Annotated in this window: 19 protein-coding genes; 11 read left to right on the top strand and 8 right to left on the bottom strand. The window is 71.4% G+C overall.

Annotated elements, in window-relative coordinates; translation table 11 throughout:
- Nucleotides 1–52: 52 nt before the first annotated feature.
- Nucleotides 53–1,768 carry a hypothetical protein gene (locus HQ603_RS01750; RefSeq protein ID WP_222682644.1) on the bottom strand — a complete coding sequence of 572 codons (1,716 nt, stop codon included), beginning with the start codon at nt 1,766–1,768 and terminating at the stop codon, nt 53–55.
- A gap of 215 nt (nt 1,769–1,983) precedes the next feature.
- Between HQ603_RS01750 and HQ603_RS01745 the strand changes: the two genes are divergently transcribed.
- Nucleotides 1,984–3,084, top strand: coding sequence for a M23 family metallopeptidase (locus tag HQ603_RS01745; protein WP_222682643.1), 1,101 nt, complete (start codon nt 1,984–1,986; stop codon nt 3,082–3,084).
- A gap of 21 nt (nt 3,085–3,105) precedes the next feature.
- Here HQ603_RS01745 and pcrA read toward each other — a convergent pair whose 3' ends face one another.
- A complete protein-coding gene (gene pcrA / locus HQ603_RS01740; protein ID WP_222682642.1) occupies nt 3,106–5,541 on the bottom strand; it encodes a DNA helicase PcrA in 2,436 nt (811 codons plus the stop codon).
- A gap of 113 nt (nt 5,542–5,654) precedes the next feature.
- Here pcrA and HQ603_RS01735 point away from each other — a divergent pair, with 113 nt between their 5' ends.
- Complete coding sequence (locus tag HQ603_RS01735; protein ID WP_068144987.1) at nt 5,655–5,948, top strand: chorismate mutase; 294 nt, start codon at nt 5,655–5,657, stop codon at nt 5,946–5,948.
- 35 nt (nt 5,949–5,983) lie between these two features.
- Here HQ603_RS01735 and HQ603_RS01730 read toward each other — a convergent pair whose 3' ends face one another.
- A complete protein-coding gene (locus tag HQ603_RS01730) occupies nt 5,984–7,453 on the bottom strand; it encodes an NAD-dependent succinate-semialdehyde dehydrogenase (protein WP_222682641.1) in 1,470 nt (489 codons plus the stop codon).
- A gap of 106 nt (nt 7,454–7,559) precedes the next feature.
- Here HQ603_RS01730 and pgi point away from each other — a divergent pair, with 106 nt between their 5' ends.
- The 4 genes from pgi to HQ603_RS01710 all read left to right on the top strand — a co-directional run bounded on the left by pgi (nt 7,560) and on the right by HQ603_RS01710 (nt 11,720).
- Nucleotides 7,560–9,203, top strand: a complete 1,644-nt coding sequence (pgi, locus tag HQ603_RS01725) for a glucose-6-phosphate isomerase (protein WP_222682640.1) — start codon at nt 7,560–7,562, stop codon at nt 9,201–9,203.
- Nucleotides 9,204–9,369: 166 nt separating this feature from the next.
- The gene (locus tag HQ603_RS01720) at nt 9,370–10,131 is read left to right on the top strand and encodes a crotonase/enoyl-CoA hydratase family protein (RefSeq protein WP_222682639.1); all 762 of its coding nucleotides are present in this window, start codon (nt 9,370–9,372) and stop codon (nt 10,129–10,131) included.
- Complete coding sequence (locus HQ603_RS01715; RefSeq protein ID WP_222682638.1) at nt 10,128–11,435, top strand: hypothetical protein; 1,308 nt, start codon at nt 10,128–10,130, stop codon at nt 11,433–11,435. Before HQ603_RS01720 ends, HQ603_RS01715 begins: the two co-directional genes overlap by 4 nt.
- Before the next feature lie 39 nt (nt 11,436–11,474).
- A complete protein-coding gene (locus tag HQ603_RS01710) occupies nt 11,475–11,720 on the top strand; it encodes a DUF2630 family protein (protein ID WP_068102768.1) in 246 nt (81 codons plus the stop codon).
- 8 nt (nt 11,721–11,728) lie between these two features.
- Here HQ603_RS01710 and HQ603_RS01705 read toward each other — a convergent pair whose 3' ends face one another.
- Nucleotides 11,729–12,490, bottom strand: coding sequence for an SDR family oxidoreductase (locus HQ603_RS01705; RefSeq protein ID WP_222682637.1), 762 nt, complete (start codon nt 12,488–12,490; stop codon nt 11,729–11,731).
- 62 nt (nt 12,491–12,552) lie between these two features.
- Between HQ603_RS01705 and HQ603_RS01700 the strand changes: the two genes are divergently transcribed.
- Nucleotides 12,553–13,986: a dihydrolipoyl dehydrogenase family protein gene (locus tag HQ603_RS01700; RefSeq protein WP_222682636.1), complete on the top strand. Its 1,434-nt coding sequence runs from the start codon at nt 12,553–12,555 to the stop codon at nt 13,984–13,986.
- Here HQ603_RS01700 and HQ603_RS01695 read toward each other — a convergent pair.
- Entirely contained in the window at nt 13,983–14,555 is a 573-nt protein-coding gene (locus HQ603_RS01695) for a molybdenum cofactor biosysynthesis protein (protein WP_222682635.1), read from the bottom strand. The genes HQ603_RS01700 and HQ603_RS01695 overlap by 4 nt on opposite strands.
- Nucleotides 14,556–14,595: 40 nt before the next feature.
- On the opposite strand from HQ603_RS01695, the gene HQ603_RS01690 reads away from it, so the two are divergent.
- Nucleotides 14,596–16,158, top strand: coding sequence for a carboxylesterase/lipase family protein (locus HQ603_RS01690; RefSeq protein ID WP_222682634.1), 1,563 nt, complete (start codon nt 14,596–14,598; stop codon nt 16,156–16,158).
- 13 nt (nt 16,159–16,171) lie between these two features.
- Here the strand turns inward: HQ603_RS01690 and HQ603_RS01685 are convergent, their stop codons facing one another.
- Both HQ603_RS01685 and cobF read right to left on the bottom strand, forming a co-directional pair.
- Nucleotides 16,172–17,038 carry an Fpg/Nei family DNA glycosylase gene (locus tag HQ603_RS01685; RefSeq protein ID WP_222682633.1) on the bottom strand — a complete coding sequence of 289 codons (867 nt, stop codon included), beginning with the start codon at nt 17,036–17,038 and terminating at the stop codon, nt 16,172–16,174.
- A gap of 10 nt (nt 17,039–17,048) precedes the next feature.
- The gene (gene cobF, locus HQ603_RS01680) at nt 17,049–17,804 is read right to left on the bottom strand and encodes a precorrin-6A synthase (deacetylating) (RefSeq protein WP_222682632.1); all 756 of its coding nucleotides are present in this window, start codon (nt 17,802–17,804) and stop codon (nt 17,049–17,051) included.
- A 36-nt stretch (nt 17,805–17,840) separates the two neighbouring features.
- Between cobF and HQ603_RS01675 the strand changes: the two genes are divergently transcribed.
- From HQ603_RS01675 to HQ603_RS01665, 3 genes are read left to right on the top strand one after another with little or no spacing between them, the layout of a single operon-like run.
- Nucleotides 17,841–18,638 (top strand): thymidylate synthase, encoded by a 798-nt coding sequence (locus HQ603_RS01675; RefSeq protein WP_222682631.1) that lies wholly within the window; start codon nt 17,841–17,843, stop codon nt 18,636–18,638.
- Nucleotides 18,635–19,120, top strand: a complete 486-nt coding sequence (locus tag HQ603_RS01670) for a dihydrofolate reductase (protein ID WP_222682630.1) — start codon at nt 18,635–18,637, stop codon at nt 19,118–19,120. Before HQ603_RS01675 ends, HQ603_RS01670 begins: the two co-directional genes overlap by 4 nt.
- Nucleotides 19,121–19,152: 32 nt before the next feature.
- On the top strand, nt 19,153–19,479 hold the full coding sequence (locus HQ603_RS01665) for a cupin domain-containing protein (protein ID WP_068102784.1): 327 nt from the start codon (nt 19,153–19,155) through the stop codon (nt 19,477–19,479).
- Nucleotides 19,480–19,492: 13 nt separating this feature from the next.
- Here the strand turns inward: HQ603_RS01665 and HQ603_RS01660 are convergent, their stop codons facing one another.
- Nucleotides 19,493–20,443 carry an acyl-ACP desaturase gene (locus HQ603_RS01660; protein WP_222682629.1) on the bottom strand — a complete coding sequence of 317 codons (951 nt, stop codon included), beginning with the start codon at nt 20,441–20,443 and terminating at the stop codon, nt 19,493–19,495.
- Nucleotides 20,444–20,547 lie beyond the last annotated feature (104 nt).

Genomic DNA, 20,547 nt, shown 5'->3' with positions numbered 1-20,547 from the left:
CTGGACAACACCCCGTGGATGTTGTGCTCCATCTCACCGACCTGCACGAAAGCTACTGGTCAGTACGGGTGAGCAGACCCGCGAGCAGGGCCGCGCCGATTGCACCGACGCCCGTGATCGCGCCGCCGATCGTGCCGCCCTCCAGCAGCGCCGCCGCAGCCGTACCACCCGCCGCGATCGCCGTCCCGACCGCGGCCGCGACGGCGCGAGACCGCCGCGCGCGCAGCAGGATCGCCGTCGTCGCGACGACGACGGCGGCGAACACGACGCGCCCCCACACGTCCCACCCCCACGGCCACGTGCCGACCCAGCCGCCGACGCGGCCGGCGACCGTGCGCGCCGGGAGCAGCGACCCGACGACGATCGACGCGGCCGTCGCCCACGCCAGGAGGTGCACGGGCCGCGGACGTTCGGGCTCGTCCCGGGGTCCGGTCGCGGTCCCCTCGGACGCACCGCGGTCGGTCGCACCCGCGGCAGCGAGCGCGATGCCCGCCACCACCGCCACGAGCACCGCCACGACGAGCAGCCATCCTCCGAGGCCCGGACGGACCCCGTCGACCCCCACGCCCAGCACGACGGCCTGGAGTACGACGGCGACGACGGCCACGTGCGCGGCCAGGATCGGCGGCGCGGCGGGTCGCACGGCCGGTGCGAACTCCGAGAGCAGCAACAGGACGCCGACCACGGCGACGACCATCGACGACACCGCGACGGCTGCCGTTCCGCCCGGGGACGGCACCGGCCCGTCCGCCGCGAGCACGGGCAGCAGCGACCCGACGCCAGCGAGGATCGCGGACCCCAGGAGGGCGAGCCCGGCCGTCACGTGCGGGACGGGTCCACGGGTCCGACTCGGCCGCGGCCCCCGACGGTCGCTTCGGTCGTCGCGTGGGGCCGCGGCCGGGCGCGCGGCCGCCAGCAGCGCAGCCGCTCCGACGAGCCCCGCCCACGTGCCGGGACCGACGTCGATGCGGTCACCCGCCGCGGCGGCGGCCGGGAGTCGCGGCGCGCAGACGAGCAGGACGCACAGGACGATCCCGAGGAGCGCGCCCCGGAGCACGTCGCCGCGTGACGACGTGGCCGCGACCGCGACGACCACCAGCGTCGCGAGCGCGGCGAGGACGTAGCCCAACGCGAGCGGGAGCGGCGCGCCCAGCACCGACGGCGCCAGGAACACCGAATCGGCACTGACGTAGGCGGGCAACGCGACGCTCGACGCGGCGGCGACCGCCCCGACGGCGACCAGGACGGGCCGACGGTCGGGGTTCGCAGGGTCGTCGAGAGCAGGGTCGTCGAGAGCAGGGTCGTCGAGAGCAGGGTCGTCGAGAGCAGGGTCGTCGAGAAACGTCGGCCGAGCCAGCGCGAGCACGGCCAGGACGCCGGCGACGACGAGGGCGAGGTGCCCGGCGGTCAGCACGACGGCGCCGAGGCCGGCCACGGGTGACGCCGTCGTCGTCGGGCGGAACAGGTCCAGCCGGTCCGCGTCGAGCGCGCGCGTGAACAGTTGCAGATCGGTCACGGCGAGCCCGACACTCACCGCACCCACGGCGGCCGTCGCCGCCGCGGCGAGATCGGGGCGTGACCGACGGCCCCCGAGGACGAGCGCGACGAGCAGAACGGACAGGATCGCGGTCACCGCGGTCGACCCCCACACGGGACCGCCGAGCACCGGGGCGGCCACGCCGACGAAGGCGGCCACCGTCACCGCGGTCGCACCCACCACGACGAACGCGGCGGACCCGGTGAGCACGGCAGCGCGGGACGTCGTCACGATGGACGACGGTATCGGGGACCCGATCGCTTCGGTCGTTCTCCCGAGTTCCGCCAGGTGGGCTTGTGAGCCACCTCACAGTTTCATGCGGGACCGCGGATCGGCTTGCGCTGCCTGCGACCGTTTCGTTACCGTCGCCGAGGCTCACATCACGAGCAGGTCACGGATTCTCACCGCGACCCACCGGGGTTTCACGATCAGGAGGACGGCAGCTCTTGCAGCACCACCGCACTCCGTTCACACCCAGCCGCTTCGTCGGCGACAGCTCTACCGACACCACCGGAATCACCGGCATTCCCGATCCCTCCCCCGTCGACACCTCCAGTCCGTGGGACCGCGATCACGAAGCCGACGACTACGACGCCACCGTTCCCGCCTGGTCCGCGACCACCCCCGCCGACGACGCACCGCGTCGCCGCCGCTCGGTGCCCGCCACCCAGTTCCTGATCGCCACCACCGACCCCGACACGGTCGACGAGGTCGCCCCGCGCCGCTCCGGCGCCCACCGCATTCCTGCTCCCCCCAGCGCACTCAAGGGCCGCGTCGCCGTCGTGGCCGTCGCCGCCGGCGCCGTGGTCTCCGCCGGCCAGGCCGCCGTGACCGGACACCAGTCTGCCGAGCGCACGGACGTCTCCGAGTACGCCCTGGCCGCCGGCCAGGCTCCCGCCGCGGCCGCGTCCGCCGGGGTGGACGATGCCGCCGCTCCGGCCGTCCTCGACGTCGCTGCGCCCACGTCGGACACGCTGCCCACGGCCACCTCGACCGGAGCGCCCATCTCGGCGCCGTCGAAGTCCGCCGCACCGCAGATCCTCAACGTCACCTCGCCGATCGACCTCGGTCAGTTCGACGAGCTGCTGGCCAAGGGCCAGCGCTTCCTCGCCGAGCGTGAGGCCCGCGAAGCCGCGGCGCGCCGCCCGCTCTTCGTGCTCCCGGCTCTGGGCACCTACACCTCCGGCTTCGGCGCCCGCTGGGGCACGCTGCACGCGGGTGTGGACATCGCCAACGCCATCGGCACCCCGGTTCGCGCCGTTGCCGACGGCACCGTCATCGATTCCGGCCCCGCCGCCGGCTTCGGGCTGTGGATCCGCCTGCAGCACGCCGACGGCACCATCACCGTCTACGGGCACATCGACTCGTCCGAGGTCCAGGTCGGCCAGACGGTCATGGCGGGCGACGAGATCGCCAAGATGGGCAACCGCGGCCAGTCCACCGGACCGCACCTGCACTTCGAGGTGCACCTGCCCGGCGAGAACAAGATCGACCCCCTCCCCTGGCTGGCCACCCGCGGCATCAGCCTGGGGCCGGCCGGCGACTGATCGTCGGCCCGCTCCCCGCGCCTACAGCTTCTGCATCGGCACTCCGCCGATGAGCATCATCTTCACCCGACCGGCCGTACCGAAGTCGATGAGCACCATCGCGCGCTGACCGGTCCCCTCGGACTCCACCACCGTGCCCAGCCCGTACTTGTCGTGGCTGACGCGATCGCCGACCGCCAACGACAGCACCGTGTTGGAGGCACGCGCCTTGCCGAAACTCGGGGTGGGGGTCGACGACGGCGACGAGCCGCCCGACCATCCCCCGCGCGGGTTCGACGTCCAGTCCCGCTGACGGCCCGAGCCGAAACCGCCGCCCGTCCCGCCGCCACCGACGCCGGGATCCTCGCGCTTCCAGTCGATCAGGTGCTGCGGAACCTCCTGCAGGAAACGCGATTCCGGGTTCTGGATGGGCTGCCCCCACGCCGAGCGCATGATCGCGCGGGTCAGGTAGAGCCGATGCCGCGCGCGCGTGATGCCCACGTAGGCCAGCCGACGTTCCTCCGACAGCTCGGCCGGGTCGCCCAGGGCGCGCATGTGCGGGAACTGCCCGTCCTCCCACCCGGTGACGAACACGACGGGGAACTCGAGGCCCTTGGCCGTGTGCAGGGTCATGAGCGTGACCACGCCGTCGCCGTTGTCGGGGATCTGGTCGGTGTCCGCCACGAGCGAGACCCGCTCGAGGAACGCCGCCAGCGAACCCGGCTCGGCCACACCCTCGGTGTCGCGGTCGGTGTCCGCCTCGACGTCCAGATCCTCCAGACCCTCAGCATTGCGCGCGTCGGCACTGAATTCTCGTGCGACGGAGACGAGTTCGTTGAGGTTGTCCAGGCGCGCGCCGTCCTGCGGATCGGAGCTGGCCTCGAGCTCGGCGCGGTAGCGGGTGCGGTCCAGGACCGCCTCCACCACGTCGCCGATGTCGGCGACGTCGTTGCCGTCCGCGTCGACCTGGTTCATGGCCGCGCGCAACTCGTCGATCATCTCCACGAACGAGCCGATCGCGTTCTGCGCGCGGGTGTTCAGCAGCGACACCCGCCCCACTGCGGCGTCGAGCAGCGCCGCGTTGAAGCTGATGTTCTTCCGCTCGGCGTGCACCGCGACGCAGGCCTCCGCCCGGTCCCCGATACCGCGACGCGGGGTGTTGAGGATGCGGCGCATGCTCACGGTGTCGTCCGGATTGGCGAGCACCCGCAGGTACGCGACGATGTCCCGGACCTCCTTGCGCTCGTAGAACCGCACTCCGCCGACCACCTTGTAGGGCAGGCCGAGGCGCACGAAGATCTCCTCGAGCGCACGCGAGTTGTTGTTGGTCCGGTAGAAGACGGCGACGTCGGAGTACTTGAGGTCGGTGCCGTCGACCAGCCGATCGATCTCCGACGCGACGAACCGTGCCTCGTCGTGCTCGTTGTCGGCGACGTATCCGACGATCTGCTCGCCCTCACCGGTGTCGGTCCACAGCCGCTTCTCCCGCCGGCCGGTGTTGCGCGCGATGACCGCGTTGGCCGCGGACAGAATGGTCTGGGTGGAGCGGTAGTTCTGCTCGAGCAGGATGGTGCGCGCATCCGGGTAGTCGCGCTCGAACTCCTCGATGTTGCGGATGGTGGCGCCGCGGAAGGCGTAGATGGACTGGTCCGCGTCACCGACCACGCACAGCTCGCTCGGCGGCACGCCCTCGCTCGACTCGCCGTCCGTGCCCACCAGCTCCCGCACCAGCATGTACTGGGCGTGGTTGGTGTCCTGGTACTCGTCGACCAGCACGTGCCGGAACCGCCGACGGTAGTACTCCGCCACGTCCGGATGCGATTGCAGCAACGCGACGGTCTCACCGATCAGATCGTCGAAGTCGAACGCGTTGGCCGCGCGGAGCCGTTGCTGGTAGTGCGTGTAGACCTTGGCCACGATCGCGGGCAGCTCCGCGGTGTCCTGCTGCGCGTCGGCGACCGCCCGATCGGGATCGATCAGCTCGTTCTTCAGGTTGGAGATCTGCGTGGCCAGCAGGCGGGCCGAGAACTTCTTCGGGTCGAGCTCGAGGTCCTTGCCGATCATGGTGAGGAGGCGACGCGAATCGTCGGCGTCGTAGATCGAGAAGTTGCTGTTCACACCGGGCAGCAGGGCCGCCTGCGCGCGCAGGATGCGCACGCAACTCGAGTGGAAGGTGCTCACCCACATGTAGTGCGCGCGCGGACCCACCAACTGCGCGACACGCTCCCGCATCTCCGCCGCGGCCTTGTTGGTGAACGTGATGGCCAGGACCTGACCGGGGGCGACGTCCCGCTCCCCGAGCAGATACGCGATGCGGCGGGTGAGCACCGCCGTCTTGCCCGAGCCGGCACCGGCCACGATGAGCAGCGGCGATCCGGTGTGTACCACCGCCTCACGCTGCTGCGGGTTGAGGCCCTCGAGAAGGTGCTCGGAGGACGGGGCCGACCGGTGTGCGCGCGCAGGAGACGTGGTGTTCATCGTGCGTCCAGGTTACCGCCGACCACCGACACCTCGGCGGGGCGCATACTGGACACGGCCCGGTAACGGATCGGTCCGGGCGTGCGACACACGTCGTGACAGGAGGAGTCGCCATGAGTACTTCGCACACGACGCACGACACGGGCGTCGACGTCCCCACCACCGAGGCCGAGATCACCGAACTCCGCAAGGAGATCGACCGACTCGACGCGGAGATCCTGGCCGCGGTCAAGCGCCGGTCCGAGGTGTCGCAGATCATCGGCCGCACCCGCATGGCCCAGGGTGGACCCCGGCTGGTCCACACCCGCGAGATGGCCGTCCTGCAGCGGTTCAGCGACCTCGGCCAGGAGGGTCACACCCTCGCGATGCTGCTGCTGCGCCTCGGCCGAGGTCGCCTGGGCCACTGAGCCCCCCCCCCCCCCCCCGAGGGCGGTCCCTGCCCTCAGGGCAGCGCGATGTACTTGGTCTCGAGGTACTCCTCGATGCCCTCGCTGCCGCCCTCGCGTCCGAATCCGGAGGCCTTGATCCCGCCGAACGGCGCCGCCGCGTCGGAGATCACGCCCCGGTTGACGCCCACCATGCCGGTCTCGACGGCCTCCGCCACGCGCAGCGCCCGGTCGAGGCTCTCGGTGTAGATGTACGACGCCAGGCCGAACTCGGTGTCGTTGGCCGCCGCGATGCCGTCGTCCTCGGTCTCGAAGCCCCGCACCGCGAGCACCGGCCCGAAGACCTCCTCGGCGAGGATGCGCGCATCGTCGGGTACGTCGGTGAGCACCGTGGCCGGGTAGAACCACCCGGGGCCGTCGGGGGCGGTCCCGCCGAGCGCGACGGTCGCGCCCTTCGCGGCGGCGTCGTCGACCAGCTCCGCGACCGTGTCGCGCTGGTCGGAGTTGATCAGCGGGCCGAGCTTGGTGTCCGGGTCGCTGCCCCGCCCGACCGTCATCTCCTTCATCTTCTCGGTGACCTTGGCGACGAACTCCTCGCGCACCGAGTTCTGCACGTGGAAACGGTTGGCGGCCGTGCAGGCCTCGCCGCCGTTGCGCATCTTCGCGAGCATGGCGCCCTCGACCGCGGCGTCGAGATCGGCGTCGTCGAAGACCACGAACGGGGCGTTCCCGCCGAGCTCCATCGACGTGCGGAGCAGGTTGGTCGACGACTTCTCCACCAGCATCCGGCCCACCTCGGTGGAGCCGGTGAACGTCAACTTCCGCAGCCGCGGATCCTCGAGCAGGGGTCCGGTGACCGCGGAGGACTTCGACGTCGGCAGGACCGAGAGCACGCCCGTGGGCAGACCGGCGTCCTGGATCAGCTTCGCCAGGTAGAGCATGGTGAGCGGCGTCTCGGACGCGGGCTTGACCAGGATGGTGCAGCCGGCGGCGAGGGCGGGACCGATCTTGCGGGTGCCCATGGCCAGCGGGAAGTTCCAGGGCGTGATCGCCAGCACGGGTCCGACGGGCTGCTTGGTCACCAGGATCCGCCCGTTGCCGGCCGGTGCCGGGGTGTAGCGACCCGCGATCCGCACGGCCTCCTCGGAGAACCAGCGGAAGAACTCCCCGCCGTACTTCACCTCGGCCTTGCTCTCGGCCAGCGCCTTGCCCATCTCGAGCGTCATGAGCAGCGCGATGTCGTCCGCGTGCGCCGAGATGGACTCGAAGACCGCGCGCAGGATCTCGCCGCGCTCGCGGGCGGGCGTCGCAGCCCATCCCTTCTGGGCGGCCACCGCCGCGTCGAGCGCGCGCGCCGCGTCGGCCGGGCTCGCGTCCGACACGGAGGTGAGCACCTCCCCCGTCGAGGGATCACGCACCTCGAACGTGGCGCCGTTCTCGGCGTCGACCTGCTCGCCGCCCACCCACAGCCTGGTGGGCACCGACGCGATCAACTCACGCTCGCGCCGACTCTGCTCCTCGGTCACTGCGGCCGTTCCTGACACAGGTCTCTCCTCACGTTCCGGGCCGGGTACGTCCCCGTCCCGCAGTCATACCCCGACCGCTCGAAGCGAACACGATTAGGGTCGACCCATGAGCGCCGACACCTCCACCGATCAGGTCCGTGCCCGACTCGCCGACCGTCACGCCGCGCTGGCCGATCGCCATCTGCGCGAGTTCTTCGCCGACGATCCGACGCGGGGCAGCGACCTCACCGTCACCGCGGGCGACCTCTTCGTCGACTACAGCAAGCACCGGATCGATCGCGAAACCCTCACCGCCCTGGTCGATCTCGCGCGGGCAGCCGACGTCCCCGGCCGACGCGACGCGATGTTCGCCGGCGAGCACATCAACGTCTCGGAGGACCGCGCCGTCCTGCACACCGCGCTGCGTCTGCCGAGCGACGCGTCGCTCGAGGTCGACGGCCAGGACGTCGTCGCCGACGTCCACGACGTGCTCGACCGCATGAGCGAGTTCGCCGACCGGGTGCGCAGCGGGGAGTGGACGGGCGCCACCGGCGAGCGCATCCGAACCGTGGTGAACATCGGTATCGGCGGATCCGATCTCGGTCCGGTGATGGTGTACGCCGCGCTGCGCCACTACGTCGACGCGGGCATCACCGCGCGGTTCGTCTCCAACGTCGACCCGGCGGATCTGGTGGGCACGCTCGCCGATCTCGACCCGGCGACGACGCTGTTCGTCGTCGCCTCCAAGACGTTCGGCACGCTCGAGACGCTGACCAACGCGACGGCCGCGCGGCGGTGGCTGACCGACGCCCTGGGCGACGACGCCGTCGCGCAGCACTTCGTGGCCGTGTCGACCAACGCCGAGAAGGTCGCGAACTTCGGCATCGACACCGCGAACATGTTCGGCTTCTGGGATTGGGTGGGCGGCCGCTACTCCGTCGACTCCGCCATCGGCCTGTCGGTGATGATCGCCGTCGGACCCGAGCGCTTCCGGGAGTTCCTGGACGGCTTCCACCGCATCGACACCCACTTCCGCGAGGCCCCGCTCGAGGAGAACGCGCCGGTGCTCCTGGGCATGCTCGGGGTCTGGTACTCCGAGTACTTCGGCGCCCAGTCGCGGGCCGTGCTGCCGTACTCGAACGATCTGGCGCGCTTCCCCGCCTACCTCCAGCAGTTGACGATGGAGTCCAACGGCAAGTCGGTGCGGCTCGACGGGTCGCCCGTGGTCGGCGACACCGGGGAGATCTTCTGGGGCGAGCCCGGCACCAACGGCCAGCACGCGTTCTACCAACTGCTGCACCAGGGCACCCGCCTGGTCCCGACCGACTTCATCGGGCTCGCCGAGCCCACCGACGACCTCCCGACGGCCGACGGCACCGGCAGCATGCACGACCTGCTGATGAGCAACTACTTCGCGCAGACCAAGGTGCTGGCCTTCGGCAAGACGGCCGAGGAGATCGCCGCGGAGGGCACGCCCGCGGACGTGGTGCCGCACAAGGTGATGCCGGGCAACCGGCCGTCGACGTCGATCCTGGCGCCGCGCCTGACCCCGTCGGTGGTCGGCCAACTCATCGCTCTCTACGAGCACCAGGTGTTCGTCGAGGGCGTGGTCTTCGGCATCGACTCGTTCGACCAGTGGGGTGTCGAGCTGGGCAAGACCCAGGCTCAGGAACTGACGGCCACCCTCACCGACGAGGCGGGGCCGGGCGACGATCTCGACTCCTCCACCGCGTCCCTCGTGCAGTGGTACCGAGCGGCCCGCGGACGCTGACACAGGCGAGACCGTGCCGGTCCGTCGGGTCGGGGGTCTGACGGGCCGGCACGGTCTCGCTCACCATGTCGTCGCAGCGTGGCCCGGCGTTACACCGCACGACGAACACGTCGGAAACCGTTCGTGAACAGTCACGATCGACGCCCGACGACGGTACGGTCGTCTCATGAACGTGACCGTCGAACGCCGTGGCCCGGTGGTCACGATCATCCTGGATCGTCCCGATGTCCGGAACGCCGTCGACGGGCCCACCGCGGCGGAACTGGTCGCCGCGTTCGAGGACTTCGACGCCGACCCCACGGCCGCCGTCGCCGTCCTCCACGGTGCGGGCGGCACCTTCTGCGCGGGCGCCGATCTCAAGGCACTGGGGACCGATCGATCGAACGTCGCCACCGAGCACGGTGACGGACCGATGGGACCGACCCGGATGGAGCTGTCCAAGCCGGTGATCGCCGCGGTCGCCGGCCACGCCGTCGCCGGCGGTCTGGAACTGGCGCTGTGGTGCGACCTGCGGGTGGTCGAGGAGGACGCCGTCTTCGGCGTCTACTGCCGCCGGTGGGGCGTGCCGCTGATCGACGGCGGCACGGTCCGCTTGCCCCGGCTGATCGGCGAGTCCCGCGCGATGGACATGATTCTCACGGGGCGGTCGGTGGACGCGCAGGAAGCGTCGGCGTTCGGTCTGGCCAACCGCGTCGTCCCGACGGGCACCGCGCGCGCCGCGGCCGAGGAACTCGCGGAGCAGCTCGCCGCCCTCCCCCAGACCTGCCTGCGTCGTGACCGCCTGTCGGTGCTGGAGCAGAACGGACTGAGCACTGCCGACGCGATCGTCGCCGAGTTCCGGCACGGGGCGATCTCGCTGGCCGACGCCGCCACCGGCGTGCAGCGATTCACCGCCGGGGCCGGTCGGCACGGAGCGCCCGCCGAGTGAGCCGACTGTCCGTCGTCGACGAGATCTTCCTGCGAACCCACCGCGGATACGGCATACCCGTTGCCATGCAGGGCATCTGGGTGTTCGACGAGCCCATCGACCGTACGGCGCTCGACCGGGCCGACCTCGAGCTCGGTCAGGGCGCGCTCGGAGTGCGCATCGTGCGCCCCCGAATTCCGGGCGCGCGACGGCGCTGGGTGCGCGCGACCGACCCGGCCGGAGTGACGTGGAGCGACCCGATCACCGACGTCGCGGCCTGGGCGGACCACTGCGCCGACGTGCCGCTCGACCCGGAGTTCGGTCCGGGGTGGCGACTGTCGGCCGCGCCCCACGGCACCGGGACCGCGGTGTCCGTGGTCTGCTCCCACGTGGTCGCCGACGCCCGCGGCCTGATCGCGGCCGCCACGGCGGCCGTCTCCGACGCCCGTCCCGAGCCGAGCCCCCTGGTCGACGACGAGCACTCCGACGAGACCGGATCCGACGATCTCCGGGACGCCGCGACCGTGCTCGGGCGGGTGATCGGGCGGACCGCCGCGGCGTCGGCGTCGTTGGCGGTCGATCCCGACCGCCGCGCGGACCTGCGCCGATACCTGGCCGCGTCGCGCAGCACCCCGGGCGCCACCGGTCGGAGTGTCCCCCGCACGCCGCCGGTGGGCTGGGCACCCGTCTCCGTCGTCGCGGACGTGTCGGCGGCCGACTTCGAGGCGCGGGCACAGGGCGACGGCGGCACCCCCAACGTGCTGTTCCTCTCGATCGTCGCCGGGGTGGTGGACCTGCTGCGGCGCGGACACGGTGCGCCCGTCACGCTCGGGGTGCCGATGCGGGTCGAGGCCGGCGGCGCGAACGCCCTGTCCGTCACGGCCGTCCGCGCGGCGCCCGACACCCCGCTGTCGGACGTCCGGGCCGCGGCCCGCACGGCGTACCGCCACCCGTTGACCGCTCCCGCCGGATTTCCCGACGAGTTGCTCCACGTCGTCCCCGATCGGTGGGCCGCGGCGTTGGCGCCGTCCACCGGTCGTCGGGATGCGTTGTGCTCGAACATCGGCGACCTCCCGGACGCGGTGCGGCACGTCGGTGGGATCACCGCGCGGCGGGTGGCCACGCGCGCGATTCATCCCGGTCTGCGCTGGGAGCAGGCCGCCGCGTCGCCGACGGTGCTCTCCGCATACGTCAGCCGATGCGCGGGTACGTACACGATGTCGGTGGTGGTCACCGACCCGACCGCGGCACACACCTCGGCCGCCGTCCGCGACGCCGTCACCGCTGCCGCCGCGCGGCACGAGTTGACGCCACGGTTCTGGTGAGCGGACCGTCCGCCCACCCTCGACGGAAGGACACCCCTCATGGCCGAGCAGGATCTGCACGCCCGGATCACCGAGCTGATCGACACCGAGCACCGGCTCCGCGCACGCGCGGAATCCGGGGAGATCGACCCGGCCGAGGAGCGCGCGGAACTGCAGCGCATCGAGGAGTCGCTGGACCAGTGCTGGGACCTGCTGCGTCGGCGGCGCGCTCGCCGCGACGCCGGGCTCGCGCCGGAGGACGCGGAGGCGCAACCGGTCACGCAGGTGGAGAACTACCTGCAGTGACGGCCCGGTCAGGCGGAGCCGACCAGCCGATCCGTCAGACGCCGGGGCAACACCCGCAGGACCACGTCCACGGCGCGCCAGGTGAGTCCCGGGAGCGCCGCGCGCGTGACTTCCTTCTCGATGGCGTCGACCATCGCGGACACCCCGGCGTCGAGCGTCGACATCATCCGGCCCGAGTTCTCCGCGCGCGCCGACATGTCGGTCGCGACGTAGCCGGGCAGCAGGGTGGTGACGCGAATCGGGGTGCCGCGCAGCTCGGCGACCAACGCCTCCCCGAGTGCCGAGACCCCGGCCTTCGACGCCGAGTACACCGCCATCGAGCCCGGCAGCCCGCGGTCCGCGCTGATGGAGGACACCAGAACCAGGTGACCGGCGTTCTGCTCGCGGAACACCGCCAGCGCCGCCTCGATCTGCGACACCGCACCGACGAAGTTGGTGCGCGCGGTCTCGAGATTCGCGTCCGCGCGCCCCGTGCCCAGCCGGGCGCCCTTGCCCAGCCCGGCGTTCACGATCACCCGGTCGATGCCGCCCAGCTCGCGTCGCAACGCGGCGAACCCGTCGACGACCGACGCGTGGTCGGTGACGTCGACGGCGGCCACGGCCACGGTGATGCCGGGATGCGCGCGGACCAGTTCGTCGCGCAGCGCCTCCAGACGATCCAGGCGCCGAGCGCACAACCCCAGGTCACGCCCCTCGGCGGCGAAGCGCCGGGCCATCCCCTCGCCGAGTCCCGAACTGGCTCCCGTGATCACGATTCGCGTTCTCCCCATCGGGCGAACCTATACCGATGCCCGTCTCGTCTCCCGTCCGATCGATGCGAAGGATTCCGCCCATGACCGATACCTACGACGTGATCGTCCTCGGCGGTGGACCGGTGGGCGAGAACGCCGCCCAGTACGCCGTCGCGAACTCGGACCGCACGGCCGTGATCGTCGAGCACGAGCTGGTCGGCGGCGAATGCTCCTACTGGGCGTGCATGCCCAGCAAGGCGCTGCTGTTGCCCGGGTCCGTGCTCGAGCAGGCGCGCAACATGCCGGGGGTGGCGTCACTGGTGGGTGACCGACCGCTCGACGTCGACGCCGTGCTCGCCCGACGCGACTCCTACACCCACGGCCTGGACGACTCGTCGCAGGTCGAGTGGGCCGAGGGCGCCGGAATCGACGTGGTTCGCGGGCACGGCCGACTGGCGGGCGAGAAGACGGTGACCGTCGGCGATCGGACTCTGACCGCGCGTCACGCGGTGGTGTTCGCCACCGGCACCACGGCGGCGATACCCCCGATTCCGGGTCTGCGCGAGGCGAATCCGTGGACCTCGCGTGACTCCACCAACCTGCACGAGGTGCCGGACCGCGTCCTGATTCTCGGCGGCGGCGTCGTCGCCTGCGAGTCGGCGACGTGGCTGCTGGCGCTGGGTGCGCGCGTCACGATGGTGGTGCGCAGCGGACTGCTCGGAACCGCCGAACCGTTCGCCGGGACCGCGGTGTTCGACGCGTTGACCGCGGCGGGCGCGGACATCCGCACGGGCGCCACGATCGCGCGCGTCGACCGTCCCGACGTGCGCGACACGGGCTACGGCCACCGCCACGGCGGACCGGCAACGGTGACGATCGAGACCGATGGCGGCACCGACACGGTCGAGGTCGACGAGATTCTGGTGGCCGCCGGACGTCGTCCGGCCACGGGCGATCTCGGACTCGAGACGGTGGGCCTGACTCCGGGCGACCACGTCACCGTCGACGACACGCTGACGGCCGTCGGGGACTGGCTGTACGCCGCCGGGGACGTCAACGGGCGCGCGCTGCTCACCCACATGGGCAAGTATCAGGCCCGGGTCTGCGGCGACGTGATCGCCGCCCGCGCGGACGGCCGCCCGACCGACTCGCGACGCCACCGGGCGACGGCGGACCACGGTCAGGTGCCGCAGGTGGTCTTCACGACGCCGGAGGTCGCGTCGATCGGCCCCACGGAGGAGGCTGCTCGCGAGGCGGGACGCGACGTCCGGACCGTCGAGACCGACATCGCCGTGGCGGGCTCGTCGCTGCGACAGGACAACTTCTCCGGTCACGCGAAGCTGGTGATCGACCGGTTGTCGGACACTCTTCTCGGGGCGACGTTCGTCGGGCAGGGGGTGGCCGAGATCCTGCACTCGGCCACCGTCGCCGTCGTGGGGGCCGTTCCGCTGGACGTGCTGTGGCACGCAGTTCCGTCGTACCCGACCACCAGCGAGATCTGGTTGCGGCTGCTCGAGGAGGCGCGCGAGCGCTAGTGCCCCAGCGGCTGCGCGCGCCGCACGGAGTCCGCGGCGCGGGCGGCGTCGAGCGGCACGGGCGAGACGACGACGCCCGGGCCGACCCGCAGGACACCCGAGCCGAGCACCCCGGCGCGGAGTCCGCCGCGGCCGATCAGCGCCTTGCGGGTGCCGTCGACCACCATGCGGTCCATCCACGCGCACGGGTGCGCGGGACGCCCGCCGCGGAAGAGCACGGGGCCGTCGCCGGTGTCGATCGCGAAGTCCTCGCCGCGCAACGGGTCCAGCTCGAGGCCCCTCGTCACGACGTTGCGTCGGGCCACGGACACATCCCCTCGCCAGGGTGCGCCGTTCGCGGCGGTGGTCGCCGCTCCCCATGCCTCGATCGCCAGGAAGCTGACGGCCGCCTCGGTGTGCGCACGCACGCCGAAGAACCGGTCGCCGCGGATGCCCTTCCCCTCGACCACCTCGACGGACTCGGGGAAGACGGTGGGCACGTCGGCGGGGCCGTCCTTGCTCCGACCGAAGTAGGCGTGTGACGGAGCCACGAGGAGCTGCACGATCTCGAGCGGATACGTGAATGTCATCGCGGGTGACCGTAACGCAGCATCACGTACAGTCGGCCGAATGGGGCAGGGAGACACCGATACCGTCGTGACCACCGCCGACGGGCCGATTCGCGGGCTCGTCCGCGGATCGCGCTCGATCTTCAGGGGCATTCCGTACGCCGCGCCGCCCGTCGGGCCGCTGCGGTTCCGCGCGCCGGCGCCGGTGACGCCGTGGACCGAGGTGCGCGACGCCACCCGCTACGGCGACGCGTCCATCCAGGACACCGCGCGGTCGCCGATCGGTCCGGTCCGCGGACAGCGGGCCAGCGAGGACTGCCTGACGCTGAACGTCACGGCACCGACCACTCGGTCCACCCGGCCGCGCCCGGTCATGGTGTTCGTGCACGGCGGTGCGTACCTGGTGGGGACGTCCGCGACGTCGCTGTACGACGGGTCGTCGCTGGTGCGGCGGGGCGACGTGGTCTACGTGTCGATGAACTACCGCCTCGGCCCGCTCGGCTACCTCGACTTCGGACAGTTCTCGACGCCCGAGCGGCCGTTCGAGGGCAACCTGGGGCTGCGCGATCAGATCGCCGCGCTCGAGTGGGTGCAGCGGAACATCGCCGCGTTCGGCGGCGATCCGGACAACGTCACCGTCTTCGGCGAGTCCGCGGGCGGCAACGCCGTCACCACGCTGGTGGCCACCCCGTCGGCGGCCGGGCTCTTCCACCGCGCGATCGCGCAGAGCTCCGCCCCCGGCATGGTCGCCTCCCGTGAGCGCAGCGAGGGCTGGGCCCGCGACTTCGTGCGGCTGCTCGGCGGTACCGAGGAGACCGCGCGGACCGTCCTCGAGGACGCGCGCCCCGCGGACCTGGTGAGTGCCGCGCGTCGGCTCAACGCGAAGGTCCTGAAGGAGACGCCGGGGCTGATCCCGTTCGGGCCCAACGTGGACGGCGAGATTGTGCCCGCCGCTCCCCTCGAGGCGTACCGGTCCGGGGCGGCGCACGCGGTCCCGATGATCATCGGCAGCAACGAGCACGAGGGCACGCTCTTCTCCCGCTTCCTCGACGCGCTGCTCACCAAGGCGCCCCGCATCGACGCGTTCTTCGAGGCCACCGATCCCGCCGCGAAGGAGCGCATCCTCGCGCAGTACCCCGGCTACCCGGCGGGTCTGTCCGCCGTCGACTTCGGCGGCGACTTCACGTTCTGGCGGCCGTCGCTCGAACTCGCGGACGCGCATTCCGAGCACGCGCCGACCTGGGTCTACCGCTACGACTACGCGCCGCGACTGTTCGACCTGCTGAAACTGCACGCCACCCACGGGTCCGAGTTGCTCGCCGTGTTCGGGGCGTACCGCTCGCGGATCGGCAAGATGATGACGATTCTCGGGGACTGGGGCAGCGCCCGGCGCATCACCGACGAGGTGCAGCGTCAGTGGCTCGCGTTCGCGACCACCGGCGAGCCGGGACCGGAGTGGACGCGGTACGACGTGCCTCGGCGCGCCACCCGCATTCTCGACGCGACCTCCCGCATGGAGGACGATCCGCTCGGCGAGCGCCGGGCCGCGTGGGACGGATTCGACGGATGGGACACCGCGTCGGGCGAGTCGTCGCAGGACTTCCGGTCGAGCACCGCGCAGTAGGTCACTCGACAGGTCACTTGACCAGACGGGACAACCGGCGGTCGGCCAGGACGCGGCCGCCGGTCTGGCACGTCGGGCAGTACTGGAACGACCGGTCGACGTAGGACACCTCGCGCACCGTGTCCCCGCACACCGGGCACGCCTCGCCGGTACGCGCGTGCACGGCCATGCCGGACCGCTTCTCGCCCTTGAACCGCGCCGCGTCCTGTCCCACCGACCGCTCCACCGCGTCCAGCAGGATGCGCCGCATCGTCACGTAGAGCTCGTGGAAGGTCTCGTCGCTCAGCGACCCGGTCGTCGCGAACGGCGAGAGCCGTGCGGCGTGCAGGATCTCGTCGCTGTACGCGTTGCCGATGCCCGCCAGCACTTGCTGGTCGACCAGCACCGTCTTGAGCCGAGAACTCTTCGCGCGCAACAGATCCACGAACTGCGGTTCGGCGATCGCCAACGCGTCGGGGCCGAGGCGCGCGATGGACGACACCTCGTTCGGGTCCCGCACCACCCAGACGGCCAGGCGCTTGCGGGTGCCCGCCTCGGTCAGATCGAACGCCGGCGTCGACCCCTCCGGCGTGAAGAGGTGCACGCGCAACGCCAACGGGCCCTTGCCCGGTTTCGGCGGCGCCGACGACGGGTTGTCGGTCCAGCGCAACCAGCCGCCGCGCGAGAGGTGGGTGATCATCCACAGCCCGCCGGCCTGCAGACCCAGGTGCTTGCCGAAGCGGGCGGCGTCGGTGACGTCCTGGCCCTGCATCGCGGTGAGCGGCGGGTCGACCGTCTTGAGCACGCTGAGGGCGGCGACGTCGATGCGGCCGATCACGGCTCCGAGGGCGTGATCGCGCAGGAAGCCCGCCAGGGCCTCCACTTCGGGTAATTCCGGCACCGACCCGAGGTTAACGACCCACGGGCCGCCTGACCAGGTACGTGTCCATGACCCACCCAGCCCGTCGTCGCAGGTCCGCCCGCAGACGCACGATCTCGTCGCCGACATCGGACACCAGCCCGGCCCGGATCACGGCGTCGGGTGTGCCGAGGTTGGCTCCCCAGTGCACGTGCCAGTCCGGCAGGGCCAGGAATCCGCAGTCCGAATCGAGCATCACGACGACGGCGTCGACACCGTCGGGAACGCCGTCCTCGCGCAGTCGCCGGCCGGTGGTGGTGAGCACCGGCTCGCCCACGCGGTTGAGCACCGTGGCGTGGGCGGCGGCGAGGGCGGACGGGCTGGTCACACCGGGGGTGACGTGGACGTCGAAGGGGTCGTCGAGTCGCGCGCGGACGCGGTCGACGACGCGCAGCGTGCTGTCGTAGAGCGACGGGTCACCCCACACGAGCATGCCGCCCACGGCGTCGTCGGGCTCGGCGGCGAGGAGGTCGGCCAACGCCCGGGCGCGCGCCTCGTGCCAGGTGTCGACGGCGCCGTCGTAGTCACGCGGCGTCCGGTCGCGCGGGGGGTCGACGAACTCGACGACGCGATGGGGACGACGCACGTGCGCGTCGAGGATGCGGGTGCGAACGTCGATCAACTCCTGCTTGGCCGCGCCCTTGTCGATCATGACGAAGACGTCGACGTCGTTCATCGCCTTGACGGCCGCGACGGTCACCTGGTCCGGATCGCCGGCGCCGATGCCGATGACGTGCAGGAGCCTCATTCGGGCCAGCCTAGGGTGCGCGCCTAGTCTGGTCGTATGGTCGCCACGCCCTACGAGGATCTGCTCCGCCACGTTCTCGATCACGGCACCCCGAAGTCCGACCGCACGGGCACCGGCACGCGGAGCGTCTTCGGCCACCAGATGCGCTTCGACCTCGCCGAGGGATTCCCGCTGGTGACCACCAAGCGGGTGCATCTCAAGTCGATCGTGCACGAGTTGCTGTGGTTCTTGCGGGGCGAGTCGAACGTGGCGTACCTGCGTGAGCACGGGGTGAGCATCTGGGACGAATGGGCCGACGCCGACGGCGACCTCGGGCCCGTCTACGGCGTGCAGTGGCGCAGCTGGCCCACCCCGTCGGGCGAGCACATCGACCAGATCTCGCAGGTGATCGAGACGATCCGCCGCGATCCCGATTCCCGACGCATGGTGGTCTCGGCGTGGAACGTCGCGGACATCCCGCGGATGGCGCTGGCGCCGTGCCACGCGTTCTTCCAGTTCTACGTCGCCGACGGCAAGCTCTCCTGCCAGCTCTACCAGCGCAGCGCCGACATGTTCCTCGGGGTGCCGTTCAACATCGCGAGCTACGCGCTGCTCACCCACATGGTCGCGGCGCAGACCTCGCTCGAGGTGGGCGACTTCGTGTGGACCGGCGGGGACTGCCACATCTACGACAACCACGTCGAGCAGGTGCGCGAGCAGCTCACCCGCGAGGCGTTCCCGCTCCCGACGCTCCGGCTGGCGCCGCGGGAGTCGATCTTCGACTACACCTACGACGACGTCGAGGTGCTGGACTACCGGCACCACCCGGCCATCAAGGCACCGGTGGCGGTGTGACCGTCGGGCTGATCTGGGCGCAGGATCGCCACGGCGTGATCGGTCGCGACGGCGGCATCCCCTGGCGCGTGCCGGAGGACATGGCGCACTTCCGCGAGGTGACCGCGGGTGCCCGCGTCGTCATGGGGCGACGCACGTGGGACTCGCTGCCCGAGCGCTTCCGCCCCCTGCCCGGTCGCACCAACATCGTGATCAGCCGCGACGCCTCGTGGGCCGCGGAGGGCGCGGCCCGCGCGGCGACCCTCGACGAAGCGCTGCTCGGGGGCACGGACACCTGGATCATCGGCGGCGCCCAGATCTACGCGCTCGCGCTTCCGCACGCCGACGTCGTCGAGGTAACCGAGCTGGACCTCGACGTCGACGGCGGGGACACCGTCGCCCCCGAGATCCCGGACGCCTACGCCGCGACCGCCGGCGAGTGGCAGGACAGCACGTCGGGCGTCCGGTATCGATTCGTGCGTCACCGCCGCCGTTCCCACTGATTGCGCCCCGCCGTCGGTGATACTCGGACGGTATGGACAAGAAATCACTGACGGCCGTGGCCCGGCAGCAGTTGAAGCTCGCGCAGTCCGCCACGAGCGGACGGAGCTCGCAGACGGTGTACGGCGGGCATCAGCGCAGCCTGCGTCAGACGGTGGTGGGACTGTCGGCCGGGCAGTCGCTCGCCGAGCACGATCTCAATGGCGAGTCGACCGTCCTGGTCCTCAGCGGCCAGCTGCAACTGCGCAGTGGCGACAAGTCCTGGAAGGGGTCGGCCGGCGACCTCCTCGTCGTCCCCGACGCGCGGCACAGCGTCGAGGCCGTCGAGGACGTCGCCTTCCTGTTGACCGTCGCGATGTAGGTCGCGGTCCGGCTCAGACCGACAGCACCTCGCCGCGCTCGCGTTCACGGGCGAGCGCACGGTCACGGGATTCCTCGAACCGCACGGCCTGCTTCTCGAGGTCGGCCAGGAAGTCGGCGACCAGCTCGCGCAGACGCTCGCCTTCCGGCCCGAAGTCGGTGCGCTCGAACAGGTTCCACTTGCGCAGGACGGGCATGATGACCTCGTCGAGGTGCTGACGCAGGTCGTAGATGCCGTACTTGGCGATCAGCACGGCGTTGCGGCGGAAGTCCGGCTGGTTCAGGCCGGGCATCTGGAAGTTCATGACCACGTCCGCGATCGCCTTCATGGTCTGGTCCGGCGCGAGCTCGATGGCCGACGCGCACATGTTCCGGTAGAAGATCATGTGCAGGTTCTCGTCCGCGGCGATCCGCGCGAGCAGGGCGTCGGCGATGGGGTCGTTGCAGGCCTTGCCGGTGTTGCGATGGCTCACCCGCGTCGCCAACTCCTGGAACGTCACGTAGGCGACGCCGTGGAGCAGGTTCGCGCCTTCCATCGGCGAGTCGATGCCGACCGTCATGTGCTCCATGCGGGCCTGTTCGAGGGCGACGGGATCGACGCTGCGGGTCACCACCAGGTAGTCGCGCATGGCGATGCCGTGGCGGTTCTCCTCCGCGGTCCAGCGGCCGACCCAGGTGCCCCAGGCCCCGTCCATGGAGAAGTTCTCGGCCAGTCCGCGGTGGTAGGACGGCAGGTTGTCCTCGGTCAGCAGGTTGGTCACCATCGCCGCCTTGGCGACCTTGGACAGGGTGGACTGCTCGGGCGACCAGTCCTCGCCGCCGAGCATCGCGAAGTTCCGACCGTCGCTCCACGGGATGTAGTCGTGCGGATTCCAGGCCTTGGCGAGGTCGAGGTGACGTTCGAGATTGGCCTCGGCCACCGGCTCGAGTTCGCGCAACAGTTCGATCTGAGACAGCGGTCGCATGTCGTCTCCCGGGTTGTTCGACAGCACCGAGATCCGGCGCCGACGACCGACGCTAGGAGCGTGCGACGGGCTCCACCGGGGCCTTGCGGCGATGTTGGGAAACT

Source organism: Rhodococcoides corynebacterioides (assembly GCF_019834675.1).
Taxonomy (GTDB): domain Bacteria; phylum Actinomycetota; class Actinomycetes; order Mycobacteriales; family Mycobacteriaceae; genus Rhodococcoides; species Rhodococcoides corynebacterioides_A.
The sequence above is the reverse complement of the archived record's forward strand: the minus strand, read 5'-3'. Positions and strand labels throughout refer to the sequence as shown.

Excerpts from the sequence above, each read along its gene's own strand:
- pcrA (WP_222682642.1), bottom strand. The coding sequence starts at position 5,541 with ATGAACACCACGTCTCCTGCGCGCGCACACCGGTCGGCCCCGTCCTCC.
- HQ603_RS01735 (WP_068144987.1), top strand. The coding sequence starts at position 5,655 with ATGAGTACTTCGCACACGACGCACGACACGGGCGTCGACGTCCCCACC.
- pgi (WP_222682640.1), top strand. The coding sequence starts at position 7,560 with ATGAGCGCCGACACCTCCACCGATCAGGTCCGTGCCCGACTCGCCGAC.
- HQ603_RS01720 (WP_222682639.1), top strand. The coding sequence starts at position 9,370 with ATGAACGTGACCGTCGAACGCCGTGGCCCGGTGGTCACGATCATCCTG.
- HQ603_RS01710 (WP_068102768.1), top strand. The coding sequence starts at position 11,475 with ATGGCCGAGCAGGATCTGCACGCCCGGATCACCGAGCTGATCGACACC.
- HQ603_RS01705 (WP_222682637.1), bottom strand. The coding sequence starts at position 12,490 with ATGGGGAGAACGCGAATCGTGATCACGGGAGCCAGTTCGGGACTCGGC.
- HQ603_RS01700 (WP_222682636.1), top strand. The coding sequence starts at position 12,553 with ATGACCGATACCTACGACGTGATCGTCCTCGGCGGTGGACCGGTGGGC.
- HQ603_RS01695 (WP_222682635.1), bottom strand. The coding sequence starts at position 14,555 with ATGACATTCACGTATCCGCTCGAGATCGTGCAGCTCCTCGTGGCTCCG.
- HQ603_RS01690 (WP_222682634.1), top strand. The coding sequence starts at position 14,596 with ATGGGGCAGGGAGACACCGATACCGTCGTGACCACCGCCGACGGGCCG.
- cobF (WP_222682632.1), bottom strand. The coding sequence starts at position 17,804 with ATGAGGCTCCTGCACGTCATCGGCATCGGCGCCGGCGATCCGGACCAG.
- HQ603_RS01675 (WP_222682631.1), top strand. The coding sequence starts at position 17,841 with ATGGTCGCCACGCCCTACGAGGATCTGCTCCGCCACGTTCTCGATCAC.
- HQ603_RS01665 (WP_068102784.1), top strand. The coding sequence starts at position 19,153 with ATGGACAAGAAATCACTGACGGCCGTGGCCCGGCAGCAGTTGAAGCTC.
- HQ603_RS01660 (WP_222682629.1), bottom strand. The coding sequence starts at position 20,443 with ATGCGACCGCTGTCTCAGATCGAACTGTTGCGCGAACTCGAGCCGGTG.